A 24,188-nucleotide genomic window follows, 5' to 3' on the forward strand; every position below is an offset into this window, starting at 1 on the left:
TCATATAGCAGCTACTCATGCGCCTGGAGTCGTTCACATGCCATGCGGCAGTTCGGATCTACCCGCTCCGCACGCCCATATTTCTGGATCTTATTCGTAAAAGGCCACTATCGCAGTCTCAATTTTGAGCGATCAAGACGTTATTTTGCGAACGGCATAGACGTCTTTGCGGTCCACTCCTAGCCTGTGGGGCGTCCGAAGAGCCCCCACGAGCCGCAAGGACGACGATCACGTGACCCCACCACCGAAACGCCTCCTGCTCAGACGCTCTCTGTCCGCCTCTCTCTCCCTGGCCCTCGCCGCGTTCGGCACCGCCGCCGCGGTCGTACTGTCCAGCGCCCCGCCCGCCCGGGCCGCAGGTGTCTCCGCACCCTCCCCCCTCGCGGTCCCCGGCCGCGGTGCGACCGTTCCGTTCAAGGAGCAGGAAGCCGAGTACGCGGCCACGAACGGCACGCTGATCGGACCGAACCGGCTGTACGGCACGCTGCCCTCCGAGGCCTCGGGCCGGCAGGCCGTGACGCTGGACGCCGTCGGCGAGTACGTGGAATTCACCCTCACCGCCCCGGCGAACGCGATGTCCTTCCGGTACTCGCTGCCGGACAGCGCCGACGGAACGGGCCGGGACGCCTCGATCGACGTGCGCGTGGGCGACGGGGCACCGAAGAGCGTCCCGATCACATCGAAGTACGGCTGGTACTACGGCGGTTACCCGTTCAACAACAACCCGGGCGACACCAACCCGCACCACTTCTACGACGAGGCCCGGACCATGTTCGGGTCGACGCTCCCCATCGGCACGAAGGTGCGGCTCCAGGTCTCCTCCACTGCCGCGTCGCCGACGTTCACCATCGACCTGGCCGACTTCGAACAGGTCGGCGCCCCGGTCGGCAGGCCGTCGGGGGCGCTGGACGTGGTGGGCGACTTCGGCGCCGACCCGACGGGCGCCACCGACTCCACCGGCAGGATCCGGGCGGCCGTCGACGCCGGCCGGGCCCAGGGCAAGGAGGTGTACATCCCGCAGGGAACCTTCCAGGTCCGCGATCACATCGTCGTCGACAAGGTGACACTGCGCGGGGCCGGTCCCTGGTACAGCGTGCTGACCGGGCGGGACCCATCGAACCGCAGCAAGGCGGTCGGGGTCTACGGCAAGTACGCCGCGGACGGCGGCAGCAGCAATGTCACCCTCAAGGACTTCGCCATCATCGGCGACATCCGTGAGCGGGTGGACAACGACCAGGTCAATGCCATCGGCGGGGCAATGTCCAATTCGGTCGTCGACAACATCTGGATGCAGCACACCAAGTGCGGCGCCTGGATGGACGGGCCCATGGATAATTTCACCGTCAAGAACAGCCGCATTCTGGACCAGACCGCCGACGGCGTAAATTTCCATTACGGCGTCACGAACTCCACCGTCACCAACACATTCGTCCGCAACACCGGTGACGACGGCCTGGCGATGTGGGCGGAGAACGTACCGAATGTGAAGAACAAGTTCACGTTCAACACCGTGATCCTGCCGATCCTCGCGAACAACATCGTGACGTACGGCGGCAAGGACATCACCATCTCCGACAACGTCATGTCCGACACGATCACCAATGGCGGCGGCCTGCATGTCGCCAATCGCTATCCCGGTGTGAATTCGGGTCAGGGCACGGCGGTCTCCGGCATCACGACAGCCGCCCGGAACACTCTGATCCGCACCGGGAACAACGACTTCAACTGGCGGTTCGGGGTCGGCGCGATCTGGTTCAGCGGACTCAACGAACCCATCAACGCCACGATCAACATCACCGACACCGAGATACTCGACAGCTCGTACGCCGCGATCCATCTGATCGAGGGTGCGACCAACGGGCTGCATTTCGACAACGTCAGGATCGACGGCGCGGGTACCTACGCCCTGCAGATCCAGGCTCCGGGGACGGCGACGTTCACCAATGTCGTCGCCACGCACATCGCCCAGTCGAACCCGATCCACAACTGTGTCGGCAGCGGCTTCCAGATCACCCGAGGCAGCGGAAACTCCGGCTGGTACGCCGACCCGCCGGTCTGCACCGGCACCTGGCCGGACCCGGTGTGGACCAACGGCGGGGTGCCGGGGGGCGGCACCGACCCGACCGACCCGCCCACCGACCCTCCGACCGATCCCGGCAACCTTGCCCTGGGCCGACCGGTCACCGAATCGGGGCACACGGACGTCTATGGTGCGGCCAACGCCGTGGACGGCAATGCGAACAGCTACTGGGAGAGCACCAACCACGCCTTCCCGCAGACCATCACCGTGGACCTGGGCGCTCCCCGGGCCGTCAAACGCGTGGTCCTGAAGCTGCCCCCGGCGACGGCATGGGCGACCCGCACGCAGACGGTGAGCGTGTCGGGCAGCGCCGACAACTCCTCGTACAGCTCGCTCAAAGGGGCGGCCGACTATGTCTTCGACCCGGCCGACGGCAATACGGCAACGGTCACTCTGCCCGGTACACCGGCCCGCTATCTGCGGCTGACGTTCACCGCGAACACGGGGTGGCCCGCGGGTCAGCTCTCGGAACTGGAGGCGTACACCAGCTGACGGTGCGACCGGTCGCCGGACGGGTTCGGGCCCGTCCGGCGACCGGCCGGCCGGTCGGACGTTCCGGGCAGGCCACGGCCCGTCCCGGATCGGCCCGGCTCGATCCGACTCGGCTCAGCTCAGCTCAGCTCACGACAGGAAGTCGCGGGCGATCCCTTCCGCCACCCGCTCCAGCAGGGGGCCCGCCTGTGCCATGCACACGGCCGGGTCCGGCTCCAGCTCCGTGAGGGCGTACGCACGCCGGATGCCGGCCCTGCCCAGCGCCTCCGGAGGCAGTGCCAGGCGGCCGCATACCGCCACCACCTCCAGTCCTGCCGCGCGGGCCGCCGCCGCGACGCCCGCCGGGGCCTTGCCGTGCAGGGTCTGCTCGTCGAGGGAGCCCTCACCGGTGATCACCAGCGTGGCGCGGGCCAGCGCCGGGGCGAAGCCGAGTACGTCGAGCATGACCTCGATGCCGGGGCGGAACCGGGCGCCGAGTGCTACCAGCGCCCCGTAGCCGATACCGCCCGCCGCACCCGCTCCGGGGAGCTTCGCGTGGTCCGGGCCCAGGATGGACGCGTAGTGGGCGAGCGCCGCGTCGAGGGTCGCGATGTCGTCCTCGGTCGCGCCTTTCTGCCGCCCGTAGACCTCCGGGGCACCCTTCGGACCGGTCAGCGGGTTGTCCACGTCGCTGGCGAGGATCAGGTCCACGTCGGCCAGCCGTGGGTCGAGGCCGGACAGATCCGCCTCGGCCAGCTCCGCGAGGCCGCCGCCACCGGGGCCGACGGGCTTGCCGTCCGCGTCCAGGAAGCGGGCGCCGAGCGCGGCCAGCATGCCCGCGCCGCCGTCGGTCGTCGCGCTGCCGCCGACCCCGAACACAATGGTCCGGGCGCCCGCGTCCAGCGCTGCGGCAAGCAGTTCGCCGGAGCCGTACGTGGTGGCCGTGAGCGGGGCGAAGACCCCTGCGGGAAGGTGCTGGAGGCCCGAGGCCTCGGCCATCTCCACCACCGCGGTGGTGTCGCGCAGCGCGTACGCCGCGGTCACGGTCTCCCCGCGCGGCCCGGTCACACGCGCCTCGCGCCGCTCGAAGCCGGCGGCCACCGCCGCCGCCACCGTGCCGTCGCCGCCGTCCGCCACGGGCAGGGTCTCGACCTGCACCTCGGGGACGATGCGCCGCAGTCCGGCTGTCACCCGCTCCGCGACCTGTACCGCGGTGAGCGAGCCCTTGAACTTGTCCGCCGCGACGAGCACGCGGGCGGTCTCCATCACTGCTCCGTCCGTCACCTTGCATCCCTTGCTTTCGAACAGGCAGTCGCGCCGCCCCGACCCTATCCGGAGCACCCGCCCTGTGCCCATGGGTGTCCGGGCCCTGGACCCGGGCTCCGGTGGCCGGCCCGATGCCCCTACTACGCTGCGCACGTGACCACCACTGACTACGCCACGTACATCGCAGGACTGCCCAGGGTGCTGGCCGCCGCGGCAACCGTCTTCCAGGACGGGGAAGGACGGGTCCTGCTCGTCGAGCCGAACTACCGGGACGGCTGGGCGCTGCCCGGCGGAACGATCGAGTCCGACGCGGGCGAGACCCCGCGCCGGGCCGCGCGCCGTGAGACGGCCGAGGAGATCGGGCTCGATCTGGAGCCGGGACGGCTGCTCGCGGTCGACTGGGCGCGCAGCCCCGCACGGCCACCGATCGCCGCGTATCTGTACGACGGCGGAGTCCTGGATGACGTCCAGTTGAAGGCGATCCGGCTGCAGGAGGAGGAGCTCCTGTCCTGGAAGCTGGTGGAGCGCGACGCGCTCGACCAGTATCTGCTCGGCTCGCTCGGACACCGGGTGCGGGCGGCACTCGAGGTGCGCGACTCCGGGACCGGCGCCGTGGAGCTGGAGGACGGCAGGCCGGTCACCCCCTGACCGTCCCGCCGGCGTCGGCGTCCTGGGGCTGCCGACGACGGCGGGGACCCACCACGAGTGCCGCATCGGGACCGACGGTGGCCTCAACCGTGGGAGGGCCCTGACAGGGTGATCAAACGCCTCGCGGGCGGCGGCCGTCGCTGCGTACGCTCGCCGTATGACTCTCGTCGCGATACTCAGCGGCGCCGGCATCTCCACGGACTCCGGCATCCCCGACTACCGCGGGCCGAACGGCCTCTGGCGGAAGGACCCCGAGGCCGAGAAGCTCGTCACGTACGACTTCTACATGGCCGATCCGGAGATCCGGCGCCGCTCCTGGCAGATGCGCCGCACCAGCGCGACCTGGCACGCCGAGCCGAACGCCGCCCACCGGGCCGTGGCGGATCTGGAGCGGGCCGGGGTTCCGGTGCGGGTGATCACGCAGAACGTCGACGGGCTGCATCAGCTGGCCGGTGTCTCCGCCCGCAAGGTCCTCGAACTGCACGGCACCGCCCGCGAGGTGGTCTGCACCCGATGCCACGCCCGGTCACCCATGGCTCAGACGCTGACCAGGGTCGAGGCGGGCGAGGCCGACCCTGCGTGCACGGTCTGTGGCGGCATCCTGAAGTCGGCGACGGTCATGTTCGGTGAGCGGCTCGATCCGGTGGTGCTCGGCGAGGCGATGTCGATCGCGAAGGCCTGCGAGGTGTTCATCGCAGTCGGTACGACGCTGCAGGTGCAGCCCGCCGCGTCGCTGGCCGGGATCGCGGCGGAGTACGGTGCGCGGCTGATCGTGGTGAACGCCGAGCCGACGCCGTACGACGAACTGGCCGAGGAGACGATCCGCGAGCCCATCGGAACCGCGCTGCCGTCACTGCTCGCGCGACTGTCCGCCGAAGCGGACGCGGGGGCGGGCGGCTGACAGGCCAGAGGCGGCGGCCTGCCTCGACGGGCGATCACGCCCGGCCGGCCTTCGCACATGGAAGACACCCGGAGCCGCCCCCGAGCCTGCTCGCCCTCCCCTCGTACCTGGCGAGCCATGTCGCCAGGATCGGTCACCTCCTGCTGGTCGACGCGCTCGCCGAACACGATCTGCGGCTGCCGCACTTCGCGGTGCTGACCGGGCTCTCCGACTTCGGCCCGCTCGCCCAGCACGACCTCGCCGACCGGCTCGGCCTCAACCGGAGCCATCTGGTCGGCTATCTCGACACGGTCGAACAGCGCGGCCTCATCCGTCGTGAACGCGACCCGGACGACCGCCGCGGACAGCGCGTCGCGCTCACTGCGGCCGGGATGGAGCTGCAACAGCGGCTCCAGCAGTCGGCGCAGGACTCGCAGCGGGAGTTTTTCGACGTACTGACCGAGTCCGAACGCAGTACGTTGATGGAGCTGCTCGGCCGCGTGCTGCGGGTCAACGGAGGCTAAGGGCTGTCCCGTAATCCCTGGTGGATCAGCGCGCGGCGTCAGATGCGGTGCATCGCAAGGCGGAGGGGCGTCCTCATACTGGGCGTATTCGGGCGTTCCGACAACGCGGCGAGGTGCCGTAGCTGTCGTCGTGCGCCCGCCAGGGATTACGGGACAGCCCTTAGGACGAACCGAGTTCCTGCTGTACGCGGCGCGAGGGGCGGAAGGTGTAGAGGTCGAGGATGTCGGGGGCGTCCGCGAGGCCGGGGCCACCCGCTTCGACCCAGGCGACGATGTCGGCGACGGCATCCGGGTCGTTGACGAGGCCGAGCCAGACCGGACGGCCACCCGCCCTCCTGCCCTCGGCCGAGGGCTGCACGACGATGACATTGGCCTGCTCGCAGGCGTCCAGGCACTCCACGGCACGCACCGCGGCGATCTCGCCGAGGGACCTGCGCAGAGATGTGAGCTGGCCGGCATGGTCCACGTCCGGGATCTTCGGCGTACCGCAGCAGCAGCCCCGGCAGACGCTGACGGTGGGCCGGGGTGCGCCCGGGGCGGATGTGGCAGCCTTGCGGGTACGGCGGCTCATACGGGGACGCTTCCGGTCGTGACGCGGGCGAGGGCGCGGATGATCACCGTGGGACTGTACCGAGCCCATAGTGAAGTCGAACACTTGAGCCCCTCCGACGCCGATGGCTTCGCAGGGGTGCGGTAAAGTGGGTGGCTGCGAAGGGGAGTAGCCCCGCAAACCGGTCGTCGACACACTGGAACCCTCGGGTTCCCGGTGGCCGGGCCCGTAGATCGTTACGGGCGGGCGAGACCTTCGGTCAGGTATGACACGCCCGCGCCCTGTGGGCGCTGCAGTCATGCCGGGCCGAGTGGTCCTCCGAAAAGCCCGAGTGGCGCTTCGCGGAAAGACCCGGGGCCCGGCTCTCACAGAAAGCCACCCGGAATGCATCTCGACCCCCTGGCGATCATCACCGCCTTCGGGCTGATCTTCCTCGCGGAGCTCCCCGACAAGACCATGTTCGCGTCGCTGGCCATGGGCACCCGCATGCGGCCGCTCCATGTCTGGTTCGGCACCTCGTCCGCGTTCCTCGTGCATGTCGCGATCGCCGTCGGCGCCGGCGGTCTGATCGGGCTGCTGCCCGACTGGATCGTCAAGCTCGTCTCCGCGGCCCTCTTCGCGTTCGGCGCGTTCATGCTGCTGCGCGGCGGGGGTGACGACGGCGACGAGGACGGCGAGGTCAAGACCGTGACCGGCTTCTGGCCGGTCTACTCGACCGCGTTCATGGCGGTGTTCATCAGTGAATGGGGCGACCTCACCCAGATCACCACGGCCAACCTGGCCGCCAGTAACGGCACGTGGTCCACGGCCATCGGATCCCTGGCCGCGCTGATGTCCGTCTCCGCGCTGGCGCTGCTCGCGGGACGCTTCATCGCGAAGCGGGTTCCGCTGGGGACGGTCCAGCGCATCGGCGGGCTGTGCATGCTGGGGCTGGCGATCTGGTCGGTGGTCGAGATCTTCACGGCCTGAGCCGGTTCCGCAACGCAGCAAGCACGGCGAAGCCCGCCGGTCGCCCCGTGCGACCGGCGGGCTTCGCCGTGTCCGGATCACGGCCCTCAGAAGAGCGCCGGGGTGTCCTCCCCCGTGCCGTTCTCGAAGGCCAGCAGCCGCTGCTTGCGGTCGAGACCGCCGCCGTAGCCGGTGAGACTGCCGGAGGCTCCGATGACCCGGTGGCACGGAACGATGATCCCCACCGGGTTCTTGCCGTTGGCGAGGCCCACCGCGCGTGAGGCCCCCGGCTTGCCCAAGTGCTCGGCGAGTTCTCCGTACGAGCGTGTCTCCCCGTACGGGATCTGCCGGAGCTGCTCCCACACGCTGCGCTGGAACGGCGTTCCGTCCAGGTGCAGCGGCAGATCGAACTCCCGCAGCTCGCCCGCGAAGTAGGCGTCCAACTGGTCGATCGTCTCCGCGAAGGGGCGTGGATCGGGGTCGCCGAAGGTCTCCTCGGGCGGCCGGTGCCGCTGCTCGGTCATATAGAGGCCCGAGAGCACGCCGTCGGTGGCGACGAGGGTGAGCGGGCCGTACGGGCTGTCGACGACCGTGTACCGGCGGGTCGCGAGATGTGTCGCAGTCATGCGGGAACTCCCTTATGCGGGCAGGTGGTTGATGGGGTGGTCGTCGACGGTCCACAAATACTGGACCGCGTACGCCCGCCAGGGGCGCCAGGCCGCCGCGCGTGCGGTGAGCGCCGCGGGTGTCGACGGGAGGCCCAGTTCCTCCGCCGCCCGCCGGATGCCGAGGTCGGTGGGGAGAAAGGCGTCCGGGTCGCCGAGCGCCCGCATGGCGATGACCTCGACGGTCCACGGGCCGAAGCCGGGCAGTGCGATCAGTTCGGCCCGGGCCTTCTCCCAGTCGCTGTCGGTGCCGAGCTGCAGCGAGCCGTCGGCGAGCGCACCGACCAGTGTGGTGAGGGTGGTGCGGCGGCTGCGGGGCAGGGCGAGTTGCTCGGGGTCGAGGCATGCCAGCGCCTCGGGGGTGGGGAAGAGGTGGGTGAGGCCGCCCTCCGGGTCATCAACGGGGACGCCGTGCGCGGCGACCAGGCGGGCCGCATGGGTGCGGGCGGCGGCCGTCGAGACCTGCTGGCCGAGCACCGCCCGTACGGCGAACTCCGCGCCGTCGACGGTACGCGGCACCCTCCGCCCGGGAGCCTTGTCGATCAGCGGGGCGAGCAGCGGATCGGATCGCAACTGGTCGTCGACGGCGACCGGGTCGGCGTCCAGGTCGAGCAGCCAGCGGCAGCGGCTGATGGCGAGGGTGAGGTCGCGCGGATCGGTGAGGAAGAGCCGGCACGCGATGTGATCGGGGTGCGGGGTGAGGGCCACGATGCCGTGCCCGTACGGGAGGGTGAGCGTACGGCGGTAGGAACCGTCGCGCCATTCCTCGACGCCGGGGACCGCTGTCGCGGCGAGATGGCCGAAGAGGTTGGACGGGTTGAGCGGGGCCCGGTACGGCAGCCTCAGCGCGATCACGCCCGGTGTCGCCGACGTCTTCACGGACCGGGCGGCGCGGGTGCGCAGCTCGCCGGGCGCGAGGGCGAAGACCTCACGGACGGTGTCGTTGAAGGTACGTACGGACGAGAACCCGGCCGCGAACGCCACGTCGGCCATGGGGAGTTCGGTCGTCTCGATGAGCAGCCGGGCGGTCTGGGCGCGCTGGGCGCGGGCCAGGGCCAACGGACCGGCGCCCAGTTCGGCGAGGAGCTGGCGTTCGATCTGGCGGGCGGAGTAGCCGAGCCGGGCGGCCAGCCCCGGCACACCCTCGCGGTCGACGACCCCGTCCCCGATGAGCCGCATCGCGCGGGCGACCGAGTCGGCGCGGGCGTTCCACTCCGGGGAGCCGGGGCTGGTGTCCGGCCTGCACCGCTTGCAGGCGCGGAATCCGGCCTGCTGGCAGGCGGCGGCGCTGGGGTAGAAGGTCATGTTCTCGACCTTGGGCGGCACGACGGGGCAGCTCGGACGGCAGTAGATCCGAGTGGTCAGGACCGCCGTGAAGAACCAGCCGTCGAAGCGGGCGTCCTTGGACCGGACGGCCCGTACGCAGCGCTCGGTGTCGGTGTACATGCTTCAAGCATGGGTCACCGGACGCGTGGGGGCTGGCGAGAATCCGACATCAACCTTGCGCTGCCAGGACCTCTTCGAATTGCTCACGTCGCGGCACACAAGAGACAGGCCTGTGATCGACTGTCGAGCAGAACGATCAAAACAGCGATCAATGGGCATTAAGAGCGCCCTTCTGACTCCCCCGGGCACCCCGCCCTAACGTTCCGGTCGCCATCGCAGGACGGGCGGCCGGGAACGGAACGCTTCTCCCCGGTTGCCCTTCGGACCCACATCCGGGAGACCATCGATGAAACGTACGGCTCGCGCGGAACTGATCAAGGGCAAGCTCGACTGCGTCTTCGTATCGCGCGAGCTGAAGCCGGCCGACATCCAGGGTTTCCACGACGCCTTCGGCTACGACCCGCTCAGCATCCCCATATCCGGCGGGAGCTACCGGCACTTCGGCTTCCTGGACTCCGTCGGGTTCATGGTCAACAAGAAGAACCCGGTGGACAAGCTCTCTCTCGACCCGCTCGACGCCGTACTGTCCACCACCCACAACCGCGGCGGCAAGGCTGCAACCACCTGGGGCGATCTGCGCGCGACCGGCGACTGGGCCGACAAGCCGATCCATATCGTAGGCCTTCAGCCGTGGAACGGCTTCGAGGAGTTCGTCCGCGAACGGGTACCCCTATGCCATCGGGTACACGGGGATGGCCTACGTCGACTCGGCGGTCAAGGTCATCTCGCTGGGCGACCATGCCGGTGACCCGGCATACGCCCCTACGTACGAGAGCGTCGCCTCGGCCGCGTACCCCCTGAGCCGGGTCACGTATCTCAACGTCAACAAGCAGCCGGGTAAGCAGCTGGATCCGGTCATGGAGGAACTGATCCGGTTCATCCTCAGCAAGCAGGGCCGGCAGGTGGTCTCAGGGCAGCAGATCTTCCTGCCGCTGCGATACGGCCAGACGCGCAACAGCCTCGACGTACGCGGCACTGCACCCTGATCCCCCCTCGCCCGTAGTCCCGGTCTGGGCGGTCGCGAGCGCCCGGACCGGGGCTGCACGACCGTGAATCACGCCCCCATGACGTCCCGCTTCGCAGTCGGCCGGTCCCCCTGCTGCGCGGCCGCGCGCAAGCCCGGCCGGTTAGGCTCGCCGACAGCCCCGGCACCCTTCCGGCCTGGGACGCCGTTCCGCAGCAGAACGGCGTCCTTGTGGTCGATGTAGGTGATCCCGGCCGTGTCCAGCGAGCGCGCCGCGCCCGTCAGCCCCACGCTGCCAGGACCTCTTCGAACTCCGCATACGCATGCGCGTCGAACAGTACGAACCGCACCTCTTCGACGGGTGCGGCGGCCTCCTCCAGAACCGTGCGGACGGCGATACGCGCCCCGTCGTCCATGGGCCAGCCGTAGATCCCGGTCGAGATGGCGGGGAAGGCGACGGTGCGCGCCCCCAACTCCGCAGCCACACGAAGCGACTCGCGGTAGCAGGAGGCGAGAAGCGCGGACCGGTCCTCGGCACTGCTCCAGACCGGGCCCACGGTGTGAACCACCCACCGGGCGTCGAGCTTTCCGGCAGTCGTGGCAACAGCCTGGCCGGTGCGCAGGCCCTTGCCGTACTTCGAGGCGCGCAGTTCCCGGCACGCGGCGAGGATCTCCGGGCCGCCGCGCCGGTGGATCGCTCCGTCGACTCCGCCGCCGCCGAGCAGGGAGGAGTTTGCCGCGTTGACGATGACATCGGCGGACTGCCGGGTGATGTCACCGCGTACCAGGGTGACGGTGACAGCCTCAGGTGTGCGCATGCCGGCCATCATGCCGCGACCGCGCGTCCCGGTGGTCTCAAACCGCCCGGAGCCGTCGCGAGACGCGAACGCGCCGGACGCGATGTCGCCGAACGGGGAGCGGAAGAGGGCGCCGTGAAGCGTCTCCCAGAGGCAACTTCCGGCCGGGCTGCGCATATCGGACGCCACCTGCCTGCTTACGGACACGATCATGTCAAATCTGTGAAGTTGACCTGCCACGCCTGCTCCCATGGGTGTCACTCTCCCCGCACACCCCTCACGGAACTCAAGGGCAACGCGTTCTGGTCGGACAACTGCTTCTGCATGATGTAGTGAGACGGCTCGGGCGACCTCAAGCCGCTCACCTCGCTGGACGTCGCCGGACACGAAATGAGCCGCGGCCTCACCGCCTCCACCCCGGGCCTCAAGTACAGCCGCGAGTCGGGCGGCCTCAACGAGGCGACCAGCGACATATTCGGCACAGCTGTCGAGTTCTACGACGCCAACAGCAGCGACGTCGGCGACTACTTCATCGGCGAGAAGATCGACATCAACGGCAACGGCACCCCGCTGCGCTACATGGACAAGCCGAACAAGGACGGCGCCTCCGCCGAGCTGGCTACCCTGCCCGCATGTCTACCCTCTCCCTTTCGCCGCTTCACTTCTCTGCAGAGGAGATCGCCGAGGTCGTCGAGCTCTAGGCGAGCAACCCGGAGTACTGCCGCGCCGCCGGGGAGTACGACCCCGAGAACATTGAGGCCGACCGGGTCGAAGCCGACCTGCGTGAGGAGAACAACCCCGCCGCCCTCACTTTCTGGAGCTCACTGGGCCGGCAGGAGATCGACCGCCGTGCCGACAGACAGCACGGCCGACCCTGCATCGTGATGCACAAGCAACTGACCTGACTGACCGTTTGGTGTCCGAGGGCAGCGGCGCGAAATCCATCGACGGAGTCTCGTGCAACTCACCTACCGCCAACGGCTCCACGGTCACCGGGACCGGGCGCGACATGGCCGTCCAGTTGGTACAAGGAACTTACCGCCCATATGACCTCGTCCACGACTGCGCCGCGGCACGGGTCGCGACGCTGCGGGCGGCGAACGACCTCTATGGCGCGGGCAGCACGGAGTACACAACCGTCGCCGCCGTCTGGTCGGCAATCAACGCCAACCAGGCAAGGAGCAAAGCTTCCTCGCTGCACCGCTCCCGATCCTGTGGAGCACCCTCGCGCCGCATATTTCCTCCGAGCCCATCGGGGAAATACGCGGCGCGCGGCCGATCGGGCGGCCCGATGGCCTCACGCGGACCCCCGACGGCGCGTGCGAGCACCAGATCACGGAAGCCGAGCGCGAACCGCTCCAGCTGCCGCTCGATGACCTCGGTGGCATCGCCCTCGGGCCCCACAACGGATGCCCCGGATGGCAGGGACGAATGCGTGGCGGATATTTGTCGTGGCCAGTATCCGCCACGACGTGACGGAATCTGTTGGATCTTCGGCGGATAGTCTCTCGGCCGCACACCACTCCTCCGCGCGGGGCAGCAGGGACTGCCGGCTGCACGTTGGAGACAGTTGCTTGTCCGTGCAATGCCTATGGGTTGTGGGGTGAGATGCTCGAAGCGATCGGGATCGGAGCTGCCGAGGAGAGCCTGTACGTGGCACTCCTCACCGGGCCCGCCGTCGATGCGGCCGAGCTGGCGGACCGCACCGGATTGCCCGTGCCGGACGTAACCGCGGGTCTTGCCGAACTGGAGTCCAGAGGCCTGATGACGCCTCACCCCGGCCGACGCCATGCCCTGCGCGCCGCGCCGCCGGACATCACGCTGAATCTGCTGGTCCTTCAGCGCATCGACCACCTGCGGAAAGTACAGCTCGCCGTCGCCCAGCTCGCCCGCGACCACCGAGGCGACGACCTGTCCGGCGACGCCACCGAGACGGTCGAGGTCATCGAGGGCGCAGCCGCCATCGCCGAGCGGTTTGCCCAGATCCAGCGAACAGCGTGCGAAACGATCCGCGCCTTGACCTCCGGTCCCGCCGTTGCCGTCCCGGCCACCGCGAACCGAGGTCAACGCGACGCCATGCGCGCTGGTGTGCGGTACCAGGTCATCTACGAACGAGCGTCCCTGGACCTGGAAAGCCGGGACGCACCGCTGCTGCTCGACGAATGGGCCGCACTGGGCGAGGAGATGCGGGTGGCGGTCGATGTGCCGCTCAAGATGGTCATCGCCGACGACCGACTGGCTCTCGTCGTACCCCGAGAACACCTGCCCGGCGAACCGATTGCCCTGGTCACGCGTATCCCTGCCCTGCTCGAGGCCCTCGGCTGGATCTTCCGCAGGGTCTGGGAGTCCGCCGTGCCGGTGCCCGCCGCGCTGGCGGCCACCTCCGACAGCCCTCTGTCGGCCGACGACCGGCACCTGCTCTCGCTGCTGCTTGCCGGATACACCGATCAGACGATCGCCTCTCAGCTGGGCGTGAGCTTGCGCACCGTCCAGCGACGGGTTCAGCGGCTGCTTGCCCTCGCGGGAGTGCAGACCCGGCTTCAGCTCGGCTGGCAAGCAGCTCGCCGCGACTGGCTCTGACGCCGCCGATCAGGTCGGAAGCCTCCCCTGACATGCGAGGGGCAACCAGCCCGTTGTACGGCTGTCAAGTTAGTGACAAGTCATCAAACCGCCAGTTCTACACACTGATCATTGCGCTCTACCGATGACATGGTGTCGCTGTTCGAAAGCCTCGAGCAGAAGGAGACTGATGTTCCGTCACCATCTCGACAACACCTCGCGCAGATCCCGGCTGATCACCGCGGCGACAGCCGCCGCCCTGTTCACCACCGGCTGCCTGACCCTGACGTCCATACCGGCCATGGCCGATGCTGCCCCCGCCCGCCCCGGCGCAGCGCCGCTGTTCTCCACCGGAGCCGCCTCCGGTCCGGGCTCCTCCACCGTCACTCTGGTGACCGGCGACCGGGTCGCCTTCACCGGACGCGGGACGAAGGTCCAGGTGACCGGCGTCACCCCGGCACCGGACCGGGAACACATCGGATTCACCCGCTACCACATGAACGGGCACGAGTATGTGATGCCCACCGACGCCGAGGAACTGGTGGACCGCGGCACGGTGGACGAGGCACTGTTCGATGTCACCGGACTGGTGGCGCTCGGCGGCGACGACAAGCACAGCAACACCGTCCCGATCCTCGCCGCCGGGCCCGGCGGCGGCCGCGACGGCATGGGCGGCACCACCTTGCGTTCCGCGCCCGCCGGAACCAAGGTCACCCGCTCGCTCCCGCGGCTCGGAATCACCGCGCTGAGCGTCGACAAGGATCGGGCCGCGACCGCCTGGAACCGGCTCACGGGCAGCGGCACCGGGAAGGCCCGTACCGCACGCGCCGCCGCCCGGCGGCTGTGGCTCAACGGCAAAGTGAAGACGACCCTCGACGTCAGCGTCCCGCAGATCGGTGCACCCGAGGCGTGGAAGTCCGGCCTCACCGGAAAGGGCGTCAAGGTCGCGGTACTCGACACCGGCTACGACACCGGGCACCCGGACCTGGCCGGCCGGGTCACCGGCTCGAAGAACTTCACCTCCGCGACGAGCATCCAGGACCGCAACGGCCACGGCACTCACGTGTCCTCGACCATCGCCGGCTCCGGCGCGGCCTCCGGCGGACGGCTGAAGGGCGTCGCCCCGGACGTCTCCTTGATCGAGGGCAAGGTCCTGGACGACAGCGGCAGCGGCTACACCGACTGGATCCTGGCCGGCATGGACTGGGCCGTGGCCCAGGGTGCCGACGTCGTCAGCATGAGCCTCGGCAGCAACGCGAAGACCGACGGCACCGACGTTCTGTCGGCCGCCGTGAACAGGCTCTCGGCGGAATCCGACAGCCTGTTCGTGGTTGCCGCCGGTAACTCCGGCGCCGCCTACACGGTCGGCGCCCCCGGCGCCGCCGACTCGGCCCTGACCGTCGGCTCGGTCACCAAGCAGGACGCCGTGTCCTCGTTCTCCTCTCGCGGTCCCCGCTTCGGCGACGACGCGATCAAGCCCGAGATAGCCGCCCCCGGCACCGGCATCGTCGCCGCGCGGGCGGCCGGCACGCTCGCCGCGGAGTCCGTGAACAGCTCGTACGCCAAGCTGTCCGGTACCTCGATGGCTACACCGCACGTCGCGGGTGCCGCTGCCATCGTCAAGCAGGCGCACCCCGAGTGGACCGGTGAACAGCTCAAGGCGGCTCTCGTAGCAGCGTCCGACGGGGTCGATCAGGCGGGCGTCTTCGACGTCGGCGCCGGCCGCGTCGACATCCCTGCCGCGCTGAACGGCCAGGTCTCGGCGGAGCCCGCCGTGCTGCAGACCGTCAAGGCCGCCCAGCCGGTCGCGAGCACCAGTCCGACGGTGCGCCGGGTCACCTATACCAACCGCTCGGACCACGCCATTCAGCTGAACGTCCGGGAAGAGGCCACGGGCCCCGACGGCAGCACCGCACCTACCGCGCTCGCTGTCCTCGACAAGAACCACGTGGACATCCCGGCACACGGCACCGGCACCGTCACCCTGACCCTGGCCCCGGCCGCCGCGGTGAAGAGCGGCGCCTACAGCGGCATCGTCTCCGCCTCCGGCAGCGGGCAGAGCATACGAATCCCGTTCGCGCTCACGGTCGAGCACACGACCCATAACCTCACCCTGACAGGCGCCGACAACCGCCCGGGCGTGGACAACAGCACGACCAGCGCATTGGTCCAGAACACGTCGACCGGTAATTCCGTACGAATCTCCCTCGCCCCCGGGAAGACGAAGCAGCTCGCCCTGCCGGCGGGTGACTACCGCATCTTCGGCCTCGTCTGGGAGCAGCATCTCAGCGGCACCACCGAGGTCGCCACCGCGGCCGTGCACTACGCCTACCAGGTGTCCCTGGGCAGTGACCGCACGGTGACCGTCGACATCGCGGACGCGAAGCCGGTGGCACTCGGCGTCGACCGCGACGACGCCGTCTCCACCACCTATGCCGGCACCGGACTGGTCTCCACAGTCGGCGGTTCATCGGGCAGCGCCACCACTGGCCTGATCGCCCCGCTGAACGCCAATGCCCACTCGGTCTACGCGGTCGCCAGCACCGGTCCCGAGATGCCCGGCTTCAGCTTCTTCGGCGCCGGCAGCTTCCAGCAGCCCTGGGTCACTGCCCGGGACACCTCCACCAGCAAACCGATCGATGTACAGATCAACCCCTATTACTTCGCGGGCTGGTTCGGCGACGTCTCCGGCGCCGTGGTCGACGTCGCCAACGGGGCCGACATCAGCGGCCAGGACCTGAAGGGCAAGGTCGTGCTCTTCGAGCCCGGCTTCATCGACCCCACCGCCGTGCGCACCGCCCGCTACAACGCCATCAAGGCCGCCGGCGCCGCGGCGATCGTCGTCAGCGGGTACATCAGCGGCTCCCAGCCCACCGACCCGATCCTGTCCATCGACGTGGCCAACACCAAGCGGCTGCGCGCGCTGCTCGCAGCCGGGCCGCTGGCGCTTCGGTTGACGGGCACCACGGGCAGCGCGTACCACTACCTGACCTTCCACCAGGTCGACGGCCGGGTCCCGGCCGGTGCCCGGTGGACGGACCGGACCAGCGACCTCGCCAAGGTCCGCACCACTGCCTGGGCGCCGGGGTACCCGAACGACATCAAGGGGCTGTACGGCTGGATCGAGCACAATGGTCTGGTCTGGCTGCAGCAGCACACTGCAACGCGCTCGCCGATCGCCACCGATCTCTATCTGACCCCGGACGTGCCATGGTCCACGGCGACGTTCCACATCCTGGACGCCGAGGGCGCCACGGTGGGCGCGCAGTACACCGAGCCCACCGAGTACCAGGTCGGAAAGAGCTACTCCAACGAGTGGCTGAAGGCACCGTTCAACCCCTCGCTGTCGGTGCGCGACTCGAAGGGCGAGCCGCAGGTGGCACGTACCGGTGACGACCTGTCGATCGAACTGCCGATGTTCTCCGACGCCGCCGGCCACCGCTCCGACAACATGTCAGGCATGGACAGCGGCAGCACAGTGCTGACCCGGGACGACGGCACCCCTGTCGCGGACAACGACGCGCCCGGCAAGGGCGAGTTCAGGCTCTCAACGGACGACGGCTGGTACCGCTTGAAGATTGCCGCGCACCGCGACGGCGGCCCGGAGCTGGGCAGTCACTGGCCTATGTCCGACTCGGTGACCGACGAGTGGCGCTTCCGCTCCGGACACACGGACACCGGCCGGCCGAAGGCCGCCTCGCTGCTGGACCTCCGCTACGATCTGCCGCTCGGCGGACTGGAGGAAATCGAGACCGGTAAGCCGGCCACATTCCATGTGGCCGTCGCCAGGCAGACCGGTTCGACCGGCGCACCGGTGACGAGGGTCGGCATGGACTACTCGGTGGATGGGGGTGCGACCTGGACCGCGGCGTCGGTCCGGGCCGACGGCGACCGCTGGGCAGTGGAGATCCCGGCCCTCGCCCAGGGCCGCGTCGCGCTCCGTACCCATGCGGTGGCCGCCGACGGCAGCGAGGTGACGGAGACCGTCCGCAAGGCGTTCGAGGTCGGCTGCGTCGAGTTCTGGTGCGGACACGTCGGCTGACGATCCCGCTCCTGACCGCGGCCCACCGCCCGAACCCGGGCGGTGGGCCGCCCAACTCTCCCGCCCTGCGTCCCGGGCCCGCTCTTGCGGGTGGGGCCCGGCCCCGGGAAGACCATGACGGCCATTGCCTCGGCCGGTGCTCCGCCTGTTCACCGAAGCCGACGGGGACGGGGCGGGCCCCAACCCCCAGCCTCCGCCTGCACTCGGGACGCTGCACGAAGGTCCGATGACGACCAAGTGGCGCGAAGCCTCACGCACACCGGTTTCGGGTGCCCGCAGCCCAGAACGCGTACCCGTCGGCATGTTGATTGCCCTGGGCTGGGCCGTCCCGCCGTCTCACTCGGCGCGCAGCCTCCGCCAGACCGCCTTCGCCGCATGGTGACCGGACATACCGTGCACCCCGGGCCCGGGAGGAGTGGCCGAGGAGCACAGGAAGACGGCCGGGTGGGCCGTCGCGTACGGCACGCGGGCGAGCTTCGGCCGGATCACCGTCTGCAGTCCGGCGAACGCGCCGCAGGCGATGTCACCGCCGACGTAATTGGCGTTGCGCGCGGCGAGTTGTGGCGGACCCGCGACGGCGCGCGCGAGCACCAGATCGCGGAAGCCGGGCGCGAACCGCTCCAGCTGCCGCTCGATGACTTCGGTGGCGTCGCCCTCCCAGCCCGCCGGGACATGCCCGTACGCCCAGAAGACATGGCGGCCCTCCGGCGCGCGCGACGGGTCGAAGAGGCTGGGCTGCGCGGTGATCAGGAACGGCACGCTCGGGTCGCGGCCCGCCACCGCTGCGCGCAGCGCGCCATCGATCTCACCGGCCGTGGGACCGACATGGACCGTGCCGGCCCGCCGTGCCTCCTTCGCGGTCCAGGGGACAGGGCCCGACAGGGCATAGTCGACCTTGAAACAGGCGGCGCCGTACCGGTAGCCGCGGTAGGCGTGACCCAGTCCGGCGATCCGGGCGAGGGCGGTCGGCGAGGTGTCGAAGACATAGGCGCGCGCGGGCGGGAGCTCGTCGAGACGCTTGACCTCCGTGCCGGTACGGATCGTGCCGCCCAGCTCGCGTACGTACGAGGCGAGGGCGTCCGAGATGGCCTGTGAGCCGCCGCGCGGCACCGGCCAGCCGTTCTCGTGCGCGGCGAGCGCGAAGAGCAGGGCGATGCCGCCGGTGGCGATACCGCTGGTGGGAGCTATGGCATGGGCGGCGAGTCCGGCGAACAGGCCGCGCGCCTTCGCGCCCCGGAACCGGCGGGAGAGCAGCGTGGCGGGCTGGATCGCATTCATTCCGAACCGCACCCAGTGGTACGGATCGCGCGGCAGCCCGTCCCACGGGGTCCGCAGGAAGTCCTCGGCGAGCGTGTCCCAATGGCCGAGGTACGGGGCGAGCAGTCTGCGGTACGCCCCTGCGTCCTGCGGCCCCAGCGACATGGCGCTCTCCCCCACCGACCCGGTGAGAATCGCGGCGGAGCCGTCCGGGAAGGGGTGGGCGAGCGCCAGCTCGGGCTGGAGCCACTCCAGGCCGTGCCGGGCAAGCGGCATCGCCGCGAACGCGGGCGAGCCGATGCCCAGCGGGTGCACGGCGGAACACGGGTCGTGGCGGAAGCCGGGGAGGGTGAGCTCCTCGGTGCGGGCGCCGCCTCCGACGGTCTCAGCCGCCTCGAACACCTCCACCGAGAAGCCACGGCGGGCCAGTTCGGCGGCGGCGGTCAGTCCGTTGGGTCCCGCCCCCACGACGACGGCATCGAGCATCGACGGCACCTTCGGACTCCTTTGTCAGCCGACGGCCAAGAGACTCAAGGATATTCCGCCGCACCGACAGCCGGGTCGCGGGTAACGTCCCTGCCGATGAACAGGGATTCGGTGGATGTATCACTCATCGGCGACATGGCGGCGCGGCTGGCCGAACTGCCCGGTGTCCGGGCCGTCGTCCTCGGCGGCAGCCGCGCCCGTGGCACACACCGCCCGGACTCCGACTGGGACCTCGGCGTCTACTACCGGGGCGCCCCCGACCTGGCCGCATTGACCGCACTCGCGTGCGAGGTGCAGGGCTCCCCGGTGGAGGTGGCGGGTCCGGGCGGCTGGGGTCCGTGGGTCAACGGCGGTGCGTGGATGCGGGTCGACGGCACGCCGGTGGACTGGATCCTGCGCGACCTGGACCGGGTCGAACAGGTCTGGTCCGACTGCCGTGAGGGCCGCTACGAGGTGGGCATCCAGCCCGGCCATCCGCTGGGGTTCTGGTCCCCCTGCTATCCGGGCGAGGTGGCGCTCAGCCGCGTACTGGCTGATCCTTACGGTGAACTGACGGAGCTTCAACAGGAGACCCGCAGCTACCCGGAGCCGCTGCGCAGGGCGCTCGCCGACGCCGCGTGGGAGGCGGACTTCTCGGTGGCCGCAGCACGAAAATCGGCCTCCTCCGGCGACACCCTGCATGTCGCGCTGTGCCTGTCGAGGGCGTTCGGCATTCTCGCCCAGTCCCTCCACGCCCATCACCGCACCTGGTGTCTGAACGAGAAGGGCGCGCTGGCGGCGGCCGCGCTGCTGCCGCAGACTCCGGCGGACTTCGCCGAGCGGGTGGGCGTGGCGCTGCGGGGGCTGGACGTGACGGCGGTGGAGACGGCGGGGGCCGTGGTGCGGGATGTGCGGGCTGTGTTCCGGTGACCGGGCCCGCCAGTGACCGGGTCCGGCTTAGGATCCGGTCATGATCGCCGAACTTCAGTGCGTGGTGCTCGACTGCCCCGATCCCGTACGTCTCGCCGAGTTCTACCGGTCGGTCGTGGGCGGCCGGGTCAATGAGCCGGACCGGCGGTGGGGGCTCGACGAGAACTGGGCGACGCTGCACACCGACGCCGGTCTCGTTCTGGCGTTCCAGCGGGCGGCGGATTATCGGCCGCCGCAGTGGCCGGACCCGGCGCGTCCCCAGCAGTCCCATCTGGACTTCGGTGTGCCGGACCTGGACGCGGCGCAGGCGGAGGTCCTCGCAGCCGGCGCTTCCGTGCTCGACGACGGGAGCACGGACGGCGCGGGGGAGGCGGACCCGGAGCGGGCCGAGCGGCCGTGGCGGATCTATGCCGATCCGGCGGGGCATCCGTTCTGCCTGGTCCTGCACCGGGTGAAGCAGCCGTAGCCCGGTCGTTGCGGAGGACGGCCCGGCTCGTCGCGGACGGCCGGCCGATGCCGGCCCCGTGGGGCCAGGTCATCCTCCGGCGCGCAGTGCCTCCAGGATCCGCTCGGCCGTCGCCTCGTCGCGGGCCGCCGTGAAGGGCAGGGCGTTGCCGCCGGTGATACGGAACGGGGCGCCCGAGAGCGTGGCCTGCGCGCCGCCCGCCTCGGTGACCAGGAGCAGGCCCGCCGCGTGGTCCCAGGCGTACTCCCAGTTGAAGGCGACCGCGTCCTGGTCGCCGCGGGCGACGGCCAGGTATTCGAGGCCCGCCGAGCCGCACGGGCGCGCGTTGATGCCTTCGGTGCGCAGCCCGAGCAGGGCGTGCTTCTGGGCGTCGGAGGTGTAGTCGGGGTGCGACATGGCCACCTCGAGCACGGCGCCCGGCGCGGGCGATCCGGAACGCATCGGCACGCCGTTCAGCGTGGCGCCGCGGCCGCGGACCGCGACCGCCATCTTGTCCAGGGCCGCGGCGTACGTCCACGAGGCGAGGAGTTCGCCGTGGTGGGCGAGGGCGACGAGCGTGCAGAAGCCGGGCTCGCCGCGGACGAACTGGCGGGTGCCGTCGACCGGGTCGACGATCCACACCGGTGCCTCGCCGCCCAGGGCGTCGTACACCTTCGGATCGGCGTGGACCGACTCCTCACCGACGACCACCGAGCCGGGCAGGAGCCGGGTCAGGGACGCGGTGAGGTGTTCCTCGGCAAGGCGGTCAGCGGTGGTGACGAGGTCGTGCGGACCGCTCTTCTCGACGATCTCGTGTGCGGCCAGCTGCTGGTAGCGCGGCATGATCTCGGCGGCGGCCGCTGCGCGGACCGCCTCCTCGACCTCGGTCAGGTCCCCGGCAAGGAAGTCATCGATCATGACTCCAGCTAAGCACGGTCCACCGGGTCCCTGACGACCTGGTCATGACGTGAAGGTGGCCGGTCAGCGGCCTACGGCGTACCCCTGCATGCCGCGCGGGTTCGCGGCGGCGGAGAGCACGCCGGTCTCCGGGTCCCGGGCGACGGCACACATCCGGCCCTCGGACCACGGATCCCCGACCGTGACGTCATGGCCGCGGCGGCGCAGCTCCTCGACGACCTCCGGGTCCATGCGCTCCTCGACAGTGACGCTGCCGGGCCGCATGCCGCGCGGGAAGAACGAGCCGGGAAAGCTGTCGTTGTGCCAGTTCGGTGCGTCGATGGCGCCCTGCAGGTCGAGCCCGCCCCGGACCTCGGCGCGCAGCGCGACGGCGAGGAAGAAGTGGACCTGCCACTGGTCCTGCTGGTCGCCGCCGGGCGTACCGAACGCCATCACCGGGACGCCGTCGCGCAGGGCGAGGGACGGGGTGAGGGTGGTGCGGGGGCGGCGGCCGGGGGTGAGGGAGTTCGGCAGGCCCTCGTCGAGCCAGGCCATCTGGAGGCGGGTGCCGAGCGGGAAGCCGAGCTCCGGCACGACCGGGTTGGACTGGAGCCAGCCACCGCTGGGGGTGGCGGAGACCATGTTGCCCCAGCGGTCGACGATGTCGACGTGGCAGGTGTCACCACGGGTCGCGCCGTCCTTCGCGACGGTCGGCTCGCCGACGCCCGCCGCCGGGATGCCCATGGCGTCGAACCCGCCCTCGCCGGAGGCGACGGCGTGCGCGTGCTCGCTGAGGAGGGGGGTGCGGCCGCCGGGGCTGCCGGGGCGCAGCTCGCGCGACGCCTCGTCGGTGATCAGTGCGCGCCGCTCGGCGTTGTACGGCTCCGAGAGCAGCACGTCGAGGGGTACGTCGGCGGCGTCGCCGTACCAGGCCTCACGGTCGGCCATGGCGAGCTTGCAGCCCTCGATGAGCAGGTGCACGTACTCCGCGGAGCCGTACTGCGGGAGCTCGGCGGGGAGCAGGGCGAGCTGCTGGAGGAAGGCGGGGCCCTGGCTCCAGCCGCCGGCCTTGGCGAGCGTCCAGCCGTTCCAGTCATACGTGGCGGGCGCCTCGTACGACGCGGACCAGCCGGCCAGGTCGGCGGCGGTGAGGGTGCCGGTGTGGCGGCTGCCGCTGGTGTCCATGGTGGGGCGGGCGGCCTGGCGGACCAGGGCTTCGGCAATGAAGCCCTCGCTCCAGACCTTCCGTGCGGCGTCGATCTGGGCGATGCGGTCGTCGCCGCCGGTCTTCTCGGCCTCGGCGATCAGGCGGCGCCAGGTCGCGGCGAGGGCGGGATTGCGGAAGAGCTCGCCCGGCTTCGGGGACTTGCCGCCGGGGAGGTACACGTCGGCGGAGGACTGCCACTCGTTCTCGAAGAGCTCGCGAACGGTCTCGACCGTCTGGCCGATCCGCTCGACGGGTGCGTGGCCGCCCTCCGCGTACCCGATCGCGTACCGCAGCACCTCGGCGACGGACTTGGTGCCGTGGTCGCGCAGCAGCAGCATCCAGGCGTCGAACGCACCGGGGACCGCTGCGGCGAGGGGTCCGGTGCCGGGAACGAGGTCCAGGCCGAGGGAGCGGTAGTGGGCGACGGTGGCGCCGGCGGGGGCCGGGCCCTGGCCGCAGAGGACCTGCACGTCGCCGTCGCCGGGCGCCAGGATCATCGGCACCTCACCGGCCGGGCCGTTGAGGTGCGGTTCGACGACGTGCAGGACGAATCCGGCGGCGACGGCGGCGTCATAGGCGTTGCCGCCGTCCTCCAGGACGGCCATCGCGGACTGCGAGGCGAGCCAGTGGGTGGAGGACACCATGCCGAAGGTGCCCTGAAGGGTCGGCCGGGTGGTGAACACGGATGCGGCTCCTAGCTGCGACGTACTGTGCGACGTACTTGCGTGTGGTTCGGATCGTATGTACGGGAGGTCAGGAGGCCGCGTCCGGGGCGGTCCCGTCCGCTTCGACGAGGTGACAGGAGACCTGCCGTCCGCCGGGCAGTTCGCGCAGGGCCGGTACCTCGGTGCGGCAGCGGTCGGTGGCGAGCGGGCAGCGGGTGTGAAAGCGGCAGCCTGCCGGGGGATCGAGCGGGCTGGGCAGGTCGCCGTGGAGCACGATGCGTTCACGGGAGCGCTGCTCGACCGGGTCGGGGACGGGCGCGGCGGAGAGCAGCGCCTGGATGGCAGGGGTGCTTCGGGGCGGCGAACAGTTCGGCGGCGAGCTGCAGCACGACCGCGCCATCCTCGTCGATGTCGTAGAGCAAAGGTGCAGGACGCACACGGGCCGGGCGGATCGACCTGGATGCCCTGTACGACATCGAGGC

At 70.4% G+C, this 24,188-nt stretch carries 19 protein-coding genes and 3 pseudogenes; 13 read left to right on the forward strand and 9 right to left on the reverse strand.

Annotation, left to right across the window (positions count from 1 at the left end):
• Nucleotides 1-232: 232 nt before the first annotated feature.
• A complete protein-coding gene (locus ACWCP8_RS11005) occupies nucleotides 233-2,572 on the forward strand; it encodes a discoidin domain-containing protein (RefSeq protein WP_451115482.1) in 2,340 nt (779 codons plus the stop codon).
• A 129-nt stretch (nucleotides 2,573-2,701) separates the two neighbouring features.
• On the opposite strand, the gene ACWCP8_RS11010 is transcribed toward ACWCP8_RS11005, so the two are convergent.
• Nucleotides 2,702-3,817, reverse strand: coding sequence for a glycerate kinase (locus tag ACWCP8_RS11010; RefSeq protein ID WP_352267430.1), 1,116 nt, complete (start codon nucleotides 3,815-3,817; stop codon nucleotides 2,702-2,704).
• Between the two features lie 153 nt (nucleotides 3,818-3,970).
• On the opposite strand from ACWCP8_RS11010, the gene ACWCP8_RS11015 reads away from it, so the two are divergent.
• The 3 genes from ACWCP8_RS11015 to ACWCP8_RS11025 all read left to right on the forward strand — a co-directional run bounded on the left by ACWCP8_RS11015 (nucleotide 3,971) and on the right by ACWCP8_RS11025 (nucleotide 5,869).
• Nucleotides 3,971-4,465 (forward strand): NUDIX hydrolase, encoded by a 495-nt coding sequence (locus ACWCP8_RS11015; protein ID WP_352267341.1) that lies wholly within the window; start codon nucleotides 3,971-3,973, stop codon nucleotides 4,463-4,465.
• Nucleotides 4,466-4,622: 157 nt separating this feature from the next.
• A complete protein-coding gene (locus ACWCP8_RS11020; RefSeq protein WP_451115484.1) occupies nucleotides 4,623-5,366 on the forward strand; it encodes an SIR2 family NAD-dependent protein deacylase in 744 nt (247 codons plus the stop codon).
• Nucleotides 5,367-5,557: 191 nt separating this feature from the next.
• Nucleotides 5,558-5,869, forward strand: coding sequence for a MarR family winged helix-turn-helix transcriptional regulator (locus ACWCP8_RS11025; RefSeq protein ID WP_451115486.1), 312 nt, complete (start codon nucleotides 5,558-5,560; stop codon nucleotides 5,867-5,869).
• Nucleotides 5,870-6,029: 160 nt separating this feature from the next.
• Here the strand turns inward: ACWCP8_RS11025 and ACWCP8_RS11030 are convergent, their stop codons facing one another.
• Nucleotides 6,030-6,440, reverse strand: coding sequence for a (2Fe-2S) ferredoxin domain-containing protein (locus ACWCP8_RS11030; RefSeq protein WP_352267344.1), 411 nt, complete (start codon nucleotides 6,438-6,440; stop codon nucleotides 6,030-6,032).
• A 363-nt stretch (nucleotides 6,441-6,803) separates the two neighbouring features.
• Here ACWCP8_RS11030 and ACWCP8_RS11035 point away from each other — a divergent pair, with 363 nt between their 5' ends.
• The gene (locus ACWCP8_RS11035) at nucleotides 6,804-7,388 is read left to right on the forward strand and encodes a TMEM165/GDT1 family protein (protein ID WP_352267345.1); all 585 of its coding nucleotides are present in this window, start codon (nucleotides 6,804-6,806) and stop codon (nucleotides 7,386-7,388) included.
• 86 nt (nucleotides 7,389-7,474) lie between these two features.
• Here the strand turns inward: ACWCP8_RS11035 and ACWCP8_RS11040 are convergent, their stop codons facing one another.
• Entirely contained in the window at nucleotides 7,475-7,993 is a 519-nt protein-coding gene (locus ACWCP8_RS11040) for a methylated-DNA--[protein]-cysteine S-methyltransferase (protein ID WP_352267346.1), read from the reverse strand.
• 12 nt (nucleotides 7,994-8,005) lie between these two features.
• Complete coding sequence (locus tag ACWCP8_RS11045) at nucleotides 8,006-9,478, reverse strand: AlkA N-terminal domain-containing protein (RefSeq protein WP_352267348.1); 1,473 nt, start codon at nucleotides 9,476-9,478, stop codon at nucleotides 8,006-8,008.
• Between the two features lie 286 nt (nucleotides 9,479-9,764).
• On the opposite strand from ACWCP8_RS11045, the gene ACWCP8_RS11050 reads away from it, so the two are divergent.
• Both ACWCP8_RS11050 and ACWCP8_RS11055 read left to right on the forward strand, forming a co-directional pair.
• Entirely contained in the window at nucleotides 9,765-10,226 is a 462-nt protein-coding gene (locus ACWCP8_RS11050) for a hypothetical protein (RefSeq protein WP_451115490.1), read from the forward strand.
• A complete protein-coding gene (locus ACWCP8_RS11055) occupies nucleotides 10,171-10,464 on the forward strand; it encodes a hypothetical protein (protein WP_451115492.1) in 294 nt (97 codons plus the stop codon). The genes ACWCP8_RS11050 and ACWCP8_RS11055 overlap by 56 nt, the downstream gene beginning before the upstream one ends.
• A 259-nt stretch (nucleotides 10,465-10,723) precedes the next feature.
• Here the strand turns inward: ACWCP8_RS11055 and ACWCP8_RS11060 are convergent, their stop codons facing one another.
• On the reverse strand, nucleotides 10,724-11,260 hold the full coding sequence (locus tag ACWCP8_RS11060; RefSeq protein WP_355998970.1) for an O-acetyl-ADP-ribose deacetylase: 537 nt from the start codon (nucleotides 11,258-11,260) through the stop codon (nucleotides 10,724-10,726).
• 273 nt (nucleotides 11,261-11,533) lie between these two features.
• Here ACWCP8_RS11060 and ACWCP8_RS11065 point away from each other — a divergent pair.
• From ACWCP8_RS11065 to ACWCP8_RS11080, 4 genes and pseudogenes are all read left to right on the forward strand, one after another.
• A pseudogene (locus ACWCP8_RS11065) lies at nucleotides 11,534-11,854 on the forward strand (M4 family metallopeptidase); the annotation flags it as partial.
• Between the two features lie 298 nt (nucleotides 11,855-12,152).
• A pseudogene (locus ACWCP8_RS11070) lies at nucleotides 12,153-12,347 on the forward strand (M4 family metallopeptidase); the annotation flags it as partial.
• A 500-nt stretch (nucleotides 12,348-12,847) separates the two neighbouring features.
• On the forward strand, nucleotides 12,848-13,819 hold the full coding sequence (locus tag ACWCP8_RS11075) for a helix-turn-helix domain-containing protein (protein WP_451115494.1): 972 nt from the start codon (nucleotides 12,848-12,850) through the stop codon (nucleotides 13,817-13,819).
• 169 nt (nucleotides 13,820-13,988) lie between these two features.
• The gene (locus tag ACWCP8_RS11080) at nucleotides 13,989-17,840 is read left to right on the forward strand and encodes a S8 family serine peptidase (RefSeq protein WP_451115496.1); all 3,852 of its coding nucleotides are present in this window, start codon (nucleotides 13,989-13,991) and stop codon (nucleotides 17,838-17,840) included.
• A gap of 336 nt (nucleotides 17,841-18,176) precedes the next feature.
• Here ACWCP8_RS11080 and ACWCP8_RS11085 read toward each other — a convergent pair whose 3' ends face one another.
• Nucleotides 18,177-19,592: a phytoene desaturase family protein gene (locus ACWCP8_RS11085; RefSeq protein WP_382832937.1), complete on the reverse strand. Its 1,416-nt coding sequence runs from the start codon at nucleotides 19,590-19,592 to the stop codon at nucleotides 18,177-18,179.
• Between the two features lie 87 nt (nucleotides 19,593-19,679).
• Here ACWCP8_RS11085 and ACWCP8_RS11090 point away from each other — a divergent pair, with 87 nt between their 5' ends.
• Both ACWCP8_RS11090 and ACWCP8_RS11095 read left to right on the forward strand, forming a co-directional pair.
• Nucleotides 19,680-20,492 carry a nucleotidyltransferase domain-containing protein gene (locus ACWCP8_RS11090; RefSeq protein ID WP_451115498.1) on the forward strand — a complete coding sequence of 271 codons (813 nt, stop codon included), beginning with the start codon at nucleotides 19,680-19,682 and terminating at the stop codon, nucleotides 20,490-20,492.
• Between the two features lie 40 nt (nucleotides 20,493-20,532).
• Nucleotides 20,533-20,958 carry a VOC family protein gene (locus ACWCP8_RS11095; protein WP_352267351.1) on the forward strand — a complete coding sequence of 142 codons (426 nt, stop codon included), beginning with the start codon at nucleotides 20,533-20,535 and terminating at the stop codon, nucleotides 20,956-20,958.
• A 69-nt stretch (nucleotides 20,959-21,027) separates the two neighbouring features.
• Here ACWCP8_RS11095 and ACWCP8_RS11100 read toward each other — a convergent pair whose 3' ends face one another.
• The 3 genes and pseudogenes from ACWCP8_RS11100 to ACWCP8_RS11110 all read right to left on the reverse strand — a co-directional run.
• Nucleotides 21,028-21,855 (reverse strand): inositol monophosphatase family protein, encoded by an 828-nt coding sequence (locus tag ACWCP8_RS11100; RefSeq protein WP_352267352.1) that lies wholly within the window; start codon nucleotides 21,853-21,855, stop codon nucleotides 21,028-21,030.
• Between the two features lie 63 nt (nucleotides 21,856-21,918).
• On the reverse strand, nucleotides 21,919-23,724 hold the full coding sequence (locus ACWCP8_RS11105) for a gamma-glutamyltransferase family protein (protein ID WP_451115501.1): 1,806 nt from the start codon (nucleotides 23,722-23,724) through the stop codon (nucleotides 21,919-21,921).
• Between the two features lie 70 nt (nucleotides 23,725-23,794).
• Nucleotides 23,795-24,083 (reverse strand): annotated as a pseudogene (locus ACWCP8_RS11110) (oligopeptide/dipeptide ABC transporter ATP-binding protein); the annotation flags it as partial.
• Between the last annotated feature and the right edge of the window lie 105 nt (nucleotides 24,084-24,188).

Source organism: Streptomyces sp. NPDC002206 (assembly GCF_053593595.1).

Coding starts and splice junctions, on each gene's coding strand:
- ACWCP8_RS11010 (WP_352267430.1), bottom strand. CDS start 3,817: ATGGAGACCGCCCGCGTGCTCGTCGCGGCGGACAAGTTCAAGGGCTCG.
- ACWCP8_RS11040 (WP_352267346.1), bottom strand. CDS start 7,993: ATGACTGCGACACATCTCGCGACCCGCCGGTACACGGTCGTCGACAGC.
- ACWCP8_RS11075 (WP_451115494.1), top strand. CDS start 12,848: ATGCTCGAAGCGATCGGGATCGGAGCTGCCGAGGAGAGCCTGTACGTG.
- ACWCP8_RS11060 (WP_355998970.1), bottom strand. CDS start 11,260: ATGCGCACACCTGAGGCTGTCACCGTCACCCTGGTACGCGGTGACATC.
- ACWCP8_RS11095 (WP_352267351.1), top strand. CDS start 20,533: ATGATCGCCGAACTTCAGTGCGTGGTGCTCGACTGCCCCGATCCCGTA.
- ACWCP8_RS11020 (WP_451115484.1), top strand. CDS start 4,623: ATGACTCTCGTCGCGATACTCAGCGGCGCCGGCATCTCCACGGACTCC.
- ACWCP8_RS11100 (WP_352267352.1), bottom strand. CDS start 21,855: ATGATCGATGACTTCCTTGCCGGGGACCTGACCGAGGTCGAGGAGGCG.
- ACWCP8_RS11030 (WP_352267344.1), bottom strand. CDS start 6,440: ATGAGCCGCCGTACCCGCAAGGCTGCCACATCCGCCCCGGGCGCACCC.
- ACWCP8_RS11055 (WP_451115492.1), top strand. CDS start 10,171: ATGGCCTACGTCGACTCGGCGGTCAAGGTCATCTCGCTGGGCGACCAT.
- ACWCP8_RS11080 (WP_451115496.1), top strand. CDS start 13,989: ATGTTCCGTCACCATCTCGACAACACCTCGCGCAGATCCCGGCTGATC.
- ACWCP8_RS11050 (WP_451115490.1), top strand. CDS start 9,765: ATGAAACGTACGGCTCGCGCGGAACTGATCAAGGGCAAGCTCGACTGC.
- ACWCP8_RS11035 (WP_352267345.1), top strand. CDS start 6,804: ATGCATCTCGACCCCCTGGCGATCATCACCGCCTTCGGGCTGATCTTC.
- ACWCP8_RS11045 (WP_352267348.1), bottom strand. CDS start 9,478: ATGTACACCGACACCGAGCGCTGCGTACGGGCCGTCCGGTCCAAGGAC.
- ACWCP8_RS11090 (WP_451115498.1), top strand. CDS start 19,680: ATGAACAGGGATTCGGTGGATGTATCACTCATCGGCGACATGGCGGCG.